The organism is Acinetobacter sp. CFCC 11171, from assembly GCF_003268405.1.
In the GTDB taxonomy this organism is placed as follows: domain Bacteria; phylum Pseudomonadota; class Gammaproteobacteria; order Pseudomonadales; family Moraxellaceae; genus Acinetobacter; species Acinetobacter amyesii.
On record NZ_LQXP01000013.1, the window covers coordinates 78,760 to 90,093 of the forward strand.

At 41.5% G+C, this 11,334-nt stretch carries 11 protein-coding genes and 1 tRNA gene; 7 read left to right on the forward strand and 5 right to left on the reverse strand.

From position 1 onward, the window contains the following. Positions 1–51: 51 nt before the first annotated feature. The gene (locus AVJ20_RS08340) at positions 52–777 is read left to right on the forward strand and encodes a hypothetical protein (RefSeq protein ID WP_162689751.1); all 726 of its coding nucleotides are present in this window, start codon (positions 52–54) and stop codon (positions 775–777) included. A gap of 61 nt (positions 778–838) precedes the next feature. Here AVJ20_RS08340 and recN read toward each other — a convergent pair whose 3' ends face one another. Further along, the gene (recN, locus tag AVJ20_RS08345; protein ID WP_111884877.1) at positions 839–2,500 is read right to left on the reverse strand and encodes a DNA repair protein RecN; all 1,662 of its coding nucleotides are present in this window, start codon (positions 2,498–2,500) and stop codon (positions 839–841) included. A gap of 599 nt (positions 2,501–3,099) precedes the next feature. Here recN and AVJ20_RS08350 point away from each other — a divergent pair. The 3 genes from AVJ20_RS08350 to AVJ20_RS08360 all read left to right on the forward strand — a co-directional run bounded on the left by AVJ20_RS08350 (position 3,100) and on the right by AVJ20_RS08360 (position 5,286). Beyond that, positions 3,100–3,423 carry a pyrimidine/purine nucleoside phosphorylase gene (locus AVJ20_RS08350; RefSeq protein ID WP_067763086.1) on the forward strand — a complete coding sequence of 108 codons (324 nt, stop codon included), beginning with the start codon at positions 3,100–3,102 and terminating at the stop codon, positions 3,421–3,423. Positions 3,424–3,598: 175 nt separating this feature from the next. Then, positions 3,599–4,357, forward strand: a complete 759-nt coding sequence (gene rlmB / locus AVJ20_RS08355; protein ID WP_111884878.1) for a 23S rRNA (guanosine(2251)-2'-O)-methyltransferase RlmB — start codon at positions 3,599–3,601, stop codon at positions 4,355–4,357. 8 nt (positions 4,358–4,365) lie between these two features. Continuing rightward, entirely contained in the window at positions 4,366–5,286 is a 921-nt protein-coding gene (locus AVJ20_RS08360; RefSeq protein WP_372491165.1) for a DMT family transporter, read from the forward strand. 14 nt (positions 5,287–5,300) lie between these two features. Here the strand turns inward: AVJ20_RS08360 and coaE are convergent, their stop codons facing one another. From coaE to pilB, 4 genes are read right to left on the reverse strand one after another with little or no spacing between them, the layout of a single operon-like run. Continuing rightward, on the reverse strand, positions 5,301–5,903 hold the full coding sequence (gene coaE / locus AVJ20_RS08365) for a dephospho-CoA kinase (protein ID WP_111884879.1): 603 nt from the start codon (positions 5,901–5,903) through the stop codon (positions 5,301–5,303). A 9-nt stretch (positions 5,904–5,912) separates the two neighbouring features. Then, a complete protein-coding gene (locus AVJ20_RS08370; RefSeq protein ID WP_111884880.1) occupies positions 5,913–6,773 on the reverse strand; it encodes a prepilin peptidase in 861 nt (286 codons plus the stop codon). Then, positions 6,773–7,999, reverse strand: coding sequence for a type II secretion system F family protein (locus tag AVJ20_RS08375; protein ID WP_111884881.1), 1,227 nt, complete (start codon positions 7,997–7,999; stop codon positions 6,773–6,775). The genes AVJ20_RS08370 and AVJ20_RS08375 overlap by 1 nt, the downstream gene beginning before the upstream one ends. 32 nt (positions 8,000–8,031) lie before the next feature. Continuing rightward, positions 8,032–9,741 (reverse strand): type IV-A pilus assembly ATPase PilB, encoded by a 1,710-nt coding sequence (gene pilB, locus AVJ20_RS08380; protein ID WP_078192562.1) that lies wholly within the window; start codon positions 9,739–9,741, stop codon positions 8,032–8,034. A 275-nt stretch (positions 9,742–10,016) separates the two neighbouring features. Between pilB and tpiA the strand changes: the two genes are divergently transcribed. The 3 genes from tpiA to AVJ20_RS08395 all read left to right on the forward strand — a co-directional run bounded on the left by tpiA (position 10,017) and on the right by AVJ20_RS08395 (position 11,288). Beyond that, positions 10,017–10,808 (forward strand): triose-phosphate isomerase, encoded by a 792-nt coding sequence (gene tpiA / locus AVJ20_RS08385; protein ID WP_111884882.1) that lies wholly within the window; start codon positions 10,017–10,019, stop codon positions 10,806–10,808. A 13-nt stretch (positions 10,809–10,821) separates the two neighbouring features. Then, positions 10,822–11,151: a preprotein translocase subunit SecG gene (gene secG, locus AVJ20_RS08390; protein WP_078192560.1), complete on the forward strand. Its 330-nt coding sequence runs from the start codon at positions 10,822–10,824 to the stop codon at positions 11,149–11,151. Between the two features lie 52 nt (positions 11,152–11,203). After that, a tRNA-Leu gene (locus AVJ20_RS08395) sits at positions 11,204–11,288 on the forward strand. The last annotated feature ends 46 nt before the right edge of the window (positions 11,289–11,334 follow it).

Here is an 11,334-nt window from a genome sequence, read left to right on the forward strand (position 1 = left end):
GATGGATGACTGAGATTGCTTAAAATAGCAGGATAAACTGAGGGTAAAACAATGACACATTTTTCAAAAATAATAGGGATGGCACTCTGTGCAAGCCTACCTATTTCAGGCTTTGCAGGAAGCGCTGACTTACAAAAACATGAATCTCAGGTGATTAAAAAATATAAAAACTTAAATTTTTATGAGGTCAATGAAGCGATAGAACGTGAAATTGTGGATGTCATTGCGGCAGATCCGAGCAGTTTTCACTACGGATTTACGCAACTCGAAAAGCAAGGTTTTGTTCATGTGCAATATTCACCAGATAAAAAACTTAAATTTTATAGTTTTGATGTGTCTGGCGGAGGCACCATGGGGGAGTGGAGCAGCTATGTGCAATATGCAACGGGAAAAACGCAACATTTAGATCAATTTGACTCAGGCTATATCAATCAAATTTTGCCGGTCAACATCCAAAATAAAACTGTATATTTGGTGAAGAGTTATTATAAAGGTGATAATTGCAGTGGACTACATCATCTAAGAGCTGTTGAAGTTGGACCAAAACAGTTACTTAAATCTTATGTATTTCAAACTAAGCAAAAGAAACTAGATCAAATCTCGGTAGATTATGACTGCCATTATGAAACCGATCGTCGTAGCGGTAATGAATATCTCAAAATCAGTCCGAAACACGTGGATGTTATGTTACTCAATCAACAACATCAGCCGCAGTATAAATATTTACGCTATAGCTTAGGCTCGAAAGCCTTTGTGTATCAGGGGATTGTCAAATAGTGTATTTAAGAAAAAAGCCTGTGTACTTTGAATACACAGGCTTTTTTGAAAGCATCAAAAATTAACTATGTTGAAATTTTAATTGTCGTAATTGTTTTGCGTGTTGTAAGGTCGTTTGACTAATCTCCACACCACCGGTCATTCGAGCCAGCTCTTGAATCCGATCATCTTCTTCGAGCTCGATAATCGTACTGCTAGCAGGGTCGGTTTGACGTTTTTTTACCAACAAGTGCTGATCCGATTGTGCTGCAACTTGCGCTTGATGCGTGATACATAGAATTTGCACATGTTGCGCAAGGTCTGCCAATAAACGCCCCACAATTTCCGCTGTACCCCCACTGATCCCAACATCAATTTCATCAAAGACTAAGACTTCCGATTCAGTTTTTTCAGCATTCATCACTTGCATGACTAAGGCAATACGAGATAATTCACCACCCGATGCCACGCGTGCTAGAGGCTGAGCAGGAATCCCTTTGTTGGCTGTGAATAACAGCTGAATAAAGCTTAAACCTTCACTCGAAACATGTTCAAGTGGTTCAAATTTAAATTCAAAATGCGCTTCAGGCAGAGCCAGTTGTTTGACTTGTTCAGTTAATTGTTTAGCCAATGGCGTAGCAGCGTCTCGGCGTATTTGATCCAAGTGCTCGGCTTTAGAAATGAAGTCTTGATGAGAAACCTCGACTTGTTCTGCCAACGTTTCAGGATCTTCCAGCTGATGCAGTTGCTCTAACTCAAGTTGCCACGCTTCGTATTCTTGTTTTAAATCTTCAGGCTGAGTACGATATTTACGCGCTAAGCGATGAAAAACTTCCAGTTTGGTATTTAATTCGTCCATACGTTCAGGATCGAAACTTTGACGATCAATAAACTGACGTAAATTTGCGGTGGCATCTTCAATTTCACTTTGAGCGTTCAGTAGCGACGTATAAATTTCAGAAAGTTGTTCACTACGTCCTGCATGCGATTCAATTCGACGAATGATCGCGCCCATTTCTTGATTGATATTTTGCTCGGCGTCATCGAGGGCATTTAGACCATAGCTACAATCCTGCATGATATGTTCATGATGACTGAGACGGTCAAATTCTTGCTCGATTTCTTTGTAGTCCGTTTGCACAAGGTCTTCAAGTTCTTCCAATTGAAGTTCAAGCGTTTCTATCCGTTGCTTACGTGTGGCTTGGGCGTCGAGTGCTGCTTGGTGCTGTCGAATGTCCTTTTGCCACTTGCTATAGGCATCACGAACGGCTTGAGCCGGCTGATAAAAATTGTAATAGCGATCTAGCCAATGTTTTGGATAGGGCGGTTCTAAGAGTTGTTGTTGGCTGTGTTGGCTATAGAGTTGTACCAATAAGCGGCCAATTTCTTTTAATTCGGATAAGCTGCTCGGACGTCCATTAATCCATGCTTTGCTGCGACCTGTTGCAAAAATCACGCGACGTAAATGAATTTCTCCAGACTCATCATCCAGCTCATGTTCTTTGAGCCACAGTGCTTCAGGACTGTACTCTTGGTAGCTAAAGGTCGCTGTCACATCGGCTTTGTCTGATCCATAGCGCACATAGTTGGTGTCTGTTCGTTCACCTAAACATGCTGATAGTGCGTCTAGCAGCAAAGATTTACCAGCACCTGTTTCACCCGTCAGGACGTTAAAGCCTTGTTCAATGTCGATGGCTAAATGGTCGGCTAATGCAAAATTGATCAGAGTTAAATGTGTCAGCATAAACGCATCCGAGCTGCGAAAAGTTCTAGTTAAAGATAATTAAGTTTTGTTTTGGTCACAAGATAAGTTTTATTTTAAGATGACGAAAAACCTCATAATTCTATCCTAAATTTCAGTTTAATAAGAAATTAGTTTCGTATCTGCCGTAAGCACGCAGTGTAGTGATGCAAAGAGTAAATGATCTTGCATAACGTGAGCTTAAACCATCCAACATTTTGCTAAGTTCTCACAAAACACGTTTGTGTATGTATTCTTGTATCTAATCTAAAGTGTTATTGCCTTAAAACGTCATGATTTGGTCTCTTAAATCCGTCCATATAATTCATTATCCATGTATATCTGTGAAATGATTTTGCAGCGTTTCTATAGACCCTAACTAGGACTTTAGTGGATGAAATAAAAAAAGTATTTTGTACAAAAGTACAGTTTGTTTTAGATTCTCAATGTCAAGATAGTGAGATGGTATTGGGACATATCCACTTCTCAGATTTTTGTAATTATCTATCTCAAAGTTTTCAACACTGATTGATTAGTTTTTGCAGCACAATTAAACTACTTCAATCAAAATATTATAAATATGCTTTATCTGGAGAAAACGCATGTCAGCACAGTTTGATCATGTATCAGTCATCAAAAAATCAAATGTTTATTTTGGCGGTCTATGTATCAGCCATACTGTGCAATTTGAAGATGGAACAAAGAAAACACTGGGTGTGTTGCTTCCAACTGAACAAGCGCTGACTTTTGAAACTCATGTACCTGAACGTATGGAAATTATTTCAGGTGAATGTCGTGTTCAAATTGCTGATAGCGAAGAAAGCGAACTATTCCGTGCGGGTCAATCGTTCTACGTGCCAGGTAATAGCCGATTTAAAATTGAAACAGATGAAGTCTTGGATTATGTGTGCCACTTAGAAGGCTAATAATTCAATCCATTTAGGCACAGTTTTTTAACTTCAAATCGGTTAAACTATGTGTCATAGCATAAATCCTGTAAAGCTTGCTTTGCAGGATTTTTCTTTTTGATAACCTAAGCTGTGCGCTGGGTGATCATACCCTGTTTAAAAGTTTTCGAAGTTTGCAAATTAGAGGTCGTTCATGGCGAAACCGGAATATTATTATGGCGTTCATTCAGTGGAGTCATTACTGGAACTTGAGCCAGAACGCGTATTAACTTTATTTGCGTTAAAAGGACGTGATGATCAGCGTTTAAAACGTATTTTTGAGTTGGCAGAACCGTTTGGTGTCAGCATTCAAAAAGCTAGCCGTGATAGTTTGGAAAAACTTGCGGGACAACCGTTCCATCAAGGTGTGGTCGCGGCTGTACGCCCCCATCCAATCTTAAACGAAAAAGATTTAGAGGCTTTATTACAAGCCAATCCCAATGCGTTGCTATTGGCTTTAGATCATATTACAGACCCACATAACCTTGGTGCATGTATCCGTACAGCGGCAGCTATGGGCGTTGAAGCCGTGATTGCACCGCGTGATCGTTCAGCGACGCTTACCCCAACAGCCCGCAAAGTTGCTGCTGGTGGTGCTGAAAAAGTGAAGTTTATTCAGGTGACCAACTTAGCACGTACATTGGCTCAAATCAAAGAAGATTTTAACGTGCGTGTGGTCGGCACCATGCTAGATGAAAAAGCTTTGCCGATTCAAAAATTTGACTTTACTGGTACGGGTGTATGTGTGGTGATGGGCGCTGAAGATACAGGTTTGCGTCCTATTACGCAGGCGCAATGTGATCAAACTGTTTACATCCCAATGGCTGGTAACTTGCAAAGCTTAAATGTCAGTGTCGCAACCGGTATGGCATTGTATGAAGCATGTCGTCAACGTAATAATGAATTGAAATAGAAGTGATGATGTCTCCCCAAAAGCAAGGTTATTTATATGTTTTCATTACCATGTGTATTTGGGGCGGATTCACCTTAACAGCGCGTTTAAGCGCCAATTGGGGAATCAGTGCTTGGGACATTACCGCACTTCGGTTTGCTTTGGCATTTTGTATATTAATGCCAATTTTGATTTATAAAAAAGATACGGCTTTTTTATGGAAGAAAGAGCCTTTTATCCTTGCCATGCTCGGCGGGGTGACCTATTGCTTAACGGCCTATAGTGCGTTTCATTATGCTCCTGCGGCCCATGCTGCAATTTTTCTCAATGGTTGTATTCCCTTATGTACAGCCATAGCCGCGTTTCTGATCTTCAAACAGCCGATCGATAAGCATACGTGGATCAGTGTGGTGATTATGGTCTCTGCCATTAGCTTAATGAGCTATTTAATGTACGTCGAGACTGGTGTGGCATTTGGTTTAGGTGATTTGCTATTTTTTATCAGTGCCATTTGGTGGGGGATATTTACGGTATTGCTTAAGCAATGGAGGCTCTCTGCTTGGCATGCCATGGCGGGGGTTGCGGTTTGGTCTGCCGTGGTATTCGTGCCTATTTATCTACTATTTTTCCCTAAACATTGGTCTGACCCAGAGCCATTGCAACTCATTGGACAAGTTATCTTTCACGGTATTTTTGTGGTGATTATTGCGACTTTAACGTATGTAGAGGCGATCAAGCGTCTGGGTGCATTTAAAGCCGGAAGTATTGTAACTTTGGCACCTTTTATTGCTGCAATTTTAGCGGTACCGCTGCTGAATGAACCCTTAAGTTTTGCAATTGTGTGTGGATTGGTCGGGATGGGGATTGGAGCGATTCAACCGTGGAAATGGTTGGGACGAAAGGATAGTCTAGAGCAGCAACTCGAACAACAAAAAAAGCAGTCTGAGTAAGACTGCTTTTTTATTTAGCTTTTTTCAGCGTGCGCTAAGTACTTGAGATGCAACGGTCGAAGCTGTGCATAAAGGTGATCTAAATGACCATCATTCAGCACGATATCATCTGCAATTTTTTGCTTTTCCTGACGCGACATTTGCACTTGAATGATTTTTTGGATTTGCTCGATATTTTGACTATCGCGCTGTGATGCACGCTGAATTTGCAATTGTTCCGTGGCATCAATCAGCAAGGTGTGATTGGTCAATTCATGTTGATTGGTTTCAAATAACAGTGGCGAAACCAAGATGACATAGGGGCTGCTTGCTTCGTTTAATTGTTGGATAATGGACTGGCGTATTGCTGGGTGGGTAATGGCTTCAAGTGCTTGACGTGCTGTAGGATCTTTAAAGATATGCTCACGTAATGCACGCCGATTTAACTCACCATTCGCAAGTAAAACCCAATCACCAAATTGTTGTTTAATCTGAATCAGTGCGGGTTGCCCCGGTTCGACAACCTCGCGAGCAACGATATCAGCATCGACGACTTGAATGCCTTGGAGTTCAAACCAATTGCTTGCAGCAGATTTTCCGCTACCGATACCACCTGTTAAACCCAAGACAAATGTCATACAACGACCTTACTGACCCAAATAAATTTTCATAATTTGATCACCCCATAAAAAGGCGATCCATCCAGCGATGGCAATATAGGGACCAAATGCAAAAGGTTGGTTTTCTTTACGAACTTTGAGCAAAATAATGCCAATGATTGCACCCACCAGTGAAGAGAGTAATACAATCAGTGGAAGCAGGAAAGGGCCCATCCACGCACCCAAGGCAGCTAAAAGCTTAAAGTCACCATAGCCCATACCTTCTTTGCCAGTGATGATTTTAAATAAATAGTAAACAATCCATAGGCATAAGAACCCGATGATATACCCCCAAATGGCTGAGGTTGCAGAGGTATAAATGGCATAGCTATTCACGCCAAGCCCGAGTGCAGCCAAAGGAAGGGTATAGCGGTCAGGTAAAAGTTGGGTGTCAAAGTCAATAAATGTTAAGGCAATCAATACATAAGTCAGCACTAGACCAAATAGCATCTGGATGGTTGGACCAAAAACTGCAACAACAATCAGCGCACAGATCATGGTGAGTAATTCGATCAGTGGATAACGGCTACTGATTGGATTTTGGCAACTTCCACATTTTCCGCGTAAAACGATCCAACTGATAACCGGAATGTTTTGATACCAACGAATGGGCGTTTTGCATTTTGGGCAGGTTGAAGCAGGTGTGCTCAGTGTGATCTTTGTTTCGTCAATAATCGGTTGATCCGGATGTAAAAACAGTTGGCAATCCGTACGCCATTCTTGTTCCATCATCTTTGGTGTGCGGTAAATTACTACATTCAAAAAACTACCGATGCAAAGACTAAAAATCCCAACTGCGATATATAACGCAATTGGGGTATTAATTAAATATGTTATTAATTCTTGCATTAAACCACAGAACCCATTTGGAAGATTGGAAGATACATTGCAATCACAAGACCACCAACGAGGACACCTAGTACCGCCATAATCAAGGGTTCCATCATCGAAGTTAAGCCATCTACGGCATTATCCACTTCATTTTCATAATGCGTTGCCACTTTGTCTAGCATAGCATCCAAGGCACCGGATTCTTCACCAATAGCCACCATTTGAATCGCCATAGATGGGAATTTATCGGTGACACGCATCGCAAACTGCAGCTGTTGACCAGTCGCCACATCTTCACGAATTTTCATGACCGCTGTTTCATAGACCACGTTGTTGGTTGCACCTGCGGTTGATTCAAGCGCATCAATTAAGGGTACACCGGCAGCAAAAGTGGTTGCCAAGGTACGGCTATAGCGGGCAATAATTGCTTTATAAACCAAATCCCCAAAAATTGGTGCTTTGAGTGCAGCTTTGTCTAAGAAGTCTCTGAAAGCTTTGCTACGTTTTTTTGCTTCCATGAAACCAGCAATCACAGCGCCAATTCCAATGATGAGGAAGAACCAATATTTTTGCATCCATTCCGACATGTTCACTACCATTTTGGTAAAGGCAGGTAGGTCTGCACCAAACGATGAAAACAAGTCTTGGAATACGGGAACTACTTTCACCATCAAAATGATCGTCACAATAACCGCGACAACAATTACCGCAGCTGGGTATTTCATGGCTTTTTTAATTTTTTGCTTAAGCAATTCACTTTTTTCTTTGTAAATTGCAACACGGTCTAACATGGTTTCAAGTGCACCCGATTGTTCACCTGATTCAACTAATGAGCAAAATAGGTTGTCGAAATACTGCGGATATTTACGGAGTGCACCAGCAAATGTATTGCCACCTTCAACTTCACCTTTAATCCCCAAGACCACTTCACGCATGGCTGGGTTTTCTAAGCCTTCCGCCACGATTTCGAACCCCTGAACGAGCGGTACACCGGCTTTCATCATGGTTGCAAGTTGGCGCGTGAATACCGTGATATCCAAAGTGGATACTTTCTTTTTCATCAAGCCTTCGAGAATGTTTTTACGTTTTTCTCGAATGGTTTTAATGGTGATGCCTTGCTTACGTAAAGTGACTTTAGCTAAAGCCATATTGCGCGAAGGCAACTCTCCTTTAATTTTCGCCCCTTTGCGATCCACGCCTTCATAACTGAAGGTTGGCATCATCTGCGCTTTTTTTACAGCCATGAATTTATCCTTATTTTTAAATACTAATTCACTTACTCACTGGTCACACGATTGACTTCTTGAAGTGAAGTCACCCCCTGCATGACCTTAATTAAGCCTGAACGGCGTAAATTGTTAAAACCTGCTTGATTTGAAGCTTCGGCAATTTGTAAGGCATTGCCATCTTCCATAATAATTCTTGAAATTTCAGGTGTCACTTTCATGACTTCATATATACCGACACGGCCTTTATAGCCTTCACGGCATTCGGCACAACCCACAGGCTGGTATATTTGGAATTCTGGTGTATTTAAATCATCTTCGGTAAAACCAAGCTCCAATAGACTTTGTTTTGGTACGTCTACTGTTTCTTTACATTGTGAACATAGGCGACGTGCAAGTCGCTGCGCAATGACAAGGTTCACGGATGTCGCGATGTTAAATGAAGGCACGCCCATATTGCGTAAGCGTGTCAGTGTTTCAGGTGCACTATTGGTATGCAGTGTAGACATCACCATGTGACCTGTTTGAGCCGCTTTAATTGCAATTTCAGCCGTTTCTAAATCTCGAATCTCACCGACCATCACAATATCAGGGTCTTGACGTAAGAATGATTTTAAGGCTGCAGAGAAGGTGAGGCCGACTTTATTATTTACGTTGACCTGATTGATCCCTTCTAAGTTAATTTCCACAGGGTCTTCGGCCGTTGAAATATTGGTATCTTCACGGTTGAGAATATTTAAACCTGTATATAGAGATACGGTTTTACCGGAACCCGTTGGACCGGTAATGAGTAGCATGCCTTGTGGTTTTTCTAAAGCCTGCATGAACAGTTCTTTTTGATCCGGTTCATAACCCAACGCATCAATCCCTAGCATCGCACTAGATGGATCAAGGATACGTAGAACAAGTTTTTCACCAAACAATGTCGGTAAAGAGTTCACACGGAAGTCGATAGCTTTGTTCTTTGAAAGTTTTAACTTGATACGACCGTCTTGAGGTATACGCTTTTCCGAGATGTCCATTTGTGACATGACTTTTAAACGTGAAGCGAGTCGAGTAGCGAGCTGCAAGGGCGGATTTGTAATTGTTCTTAACACGCCATCGACACGGTAGCGGACGCGATAGGTTTTTTCGTAGGGTTCGAAGTGTAAGTCAGATGCACCCATACGAATTGCGTCGACTAGCAGCTTATTGATGTATTTAACAATCGGAGCTTCATCCCCCGTTGCCTCATCTTCATCTTCTTTCGCTGGATCAATAGTTTCCTGTTCTAAATCAAGATCAAAGTCATCATCAAAGTCAAAAGTACTTTCTTCAGCAAAGTTCTGTTCAATTAACTTTTCAAGTTTGTCATGTTCAACAATAATTGTTTCAGTATTCAGCTTACTACCAAATCGAATGGCATCCACTGCTTCAATATTGGTGGGATTACTGATCGCAACGAATAATAAATTGCCATGTTTAAAAATAGGCAAAATACGATGCTTGGTAATGAGTTTATCTTCAAATTCATCACGTATAATTAAAGACGTATCATAAGTTGAAATATCAAAAACCGGTTCACCGAACTCTATCGAGATGGTTTCTGCGATCAGGCGTGCTGAAAGGTGATATTCCTGAATCAAATGCGGCACGATATCTTGATGAGCCTTTTTTGAATTTTGCAGCGCTGCTTGCATTTTTTCGGCAGACAGATGCCCTTCGTCAACTAAGCGACGAATAAACCCCGTAAATCTTGAAGAACCTTGAACTGCTGTCATGCTTTTACTTGCCTATGCTTCAGTCTGTTTATAATTGGTATAGCAAAATTATACTTTTGTTGCACAAAAATACCATATCTTAAAGTGTTGTCACTAGCTAAGAATTGGTAAAAAGCATGAACCAGTCCTTAAATCTGCTTAATTTTTTTACAGAAAAGTGAAGATCTTGGAATGACTGGTGTGCTTCGAAGATGCAAATGTGTTGAAATTTATCTTCAAAATTATGAATTACGTGTAGAATGTGCCCGATTTCATCTTTGTCATGTGGGATAAATATGTCGGGTTCGACGATTACGCCTTGGGTAGTGGGTAACTGGAAAATGAACCCATTGCAAGCCGATGCTGGCGCACTTCTTAAGAATTTTAAGCAATTATTAGATGAACAAAATATTGCTGAAGCGGCATGTCATATTGGGGTTGCACCAACAGCTATTGCTCTGACCACGGTGCAAAATGAATTAACACAAGCTAGCCGTAACATCATAACCGTTGCACAAGACGTTTCTCGCGTTGCAGGTACAGGTGCATATACGGGTGAACTCAGTGCTGAGCTATTAAAAGATTATGGTGTTGAATTTGTACTAATTGGTCATTCGGAACGCCGTGAAATATTCGCTGATCAACCGCATATCATTAATGAAAAAGTAAAAAATGCATTAAACGCAGGTTTGACTGTGATTTATTGTGTGGGTGAAAGCTTAGAACAACGTGAAAGCGGCCAAGCAGAACAGGTTGTGTTACAACAAATATGTGATATTGCTGCTGTCGTACAAGCAGAGCAGTGGAAACAAATTGTGGTTGCTTATGAGCCAATTTGGGCTATTGGCACAGGTAAAACGGCGTCACCTGAAGATGCGCAAGCGATGCATGCTAAAATTCGTGAAGGTTTAAGCCAAATCACCCCAATGGGACTTCATACTGCGATTCTTTATGGTGGTAGTGTAAAACCTGAAAATGCAGTAGAGTTGGCAGCCTGTCCAGATATCAATGGTGCGCTGGTCGGTGGTGCATCATTAAATGCAGAGTCGTTTTATAAAATTGCTCAAGCATTTGCATATACAAAATAATTAGGAGTTCAGCATGCATACGTTTGTGCTGGTGGTACATATTATCTTAGCGATTTTAATGATCGTGCTGATTTTAGTTCAGCATGGTAAAGGCGCAGATGCGGGTGCATCTTTTGGTGGCGGCGGTGCTGCAACTGTATTTGGTGCATCGGGTTCGGGTAACTTTATGACCCGTTTGACTGCGATTTTAACGGCTTTGTTCTTCGTTACGAGCTTGACACTTGCTGTGTTTGCAAAGAAACAAACGACAGATGCTTATAGTCTGAATGCGATTTCTTCAGTACCGACTGCGCCTGCAAAATCGGCTGAAACTTCGCCAACTGCACCAAAAAGCGCTGAATAATTTATTTAGCACTTTCTTTTTTGACGTGTTGAGACTAGAATGCGTCACAGCTGCGGTGGTGGTGGAATTGGTAGACACGCTACCTTGAGGTGGTAGTGCTTTCGGGCGTGGGGGTTCAAGTCCCCCCTTCCGCACCAACTTATAATCCAGAACATAAGTTGGTGTATGCAGCAAAACTCTGTT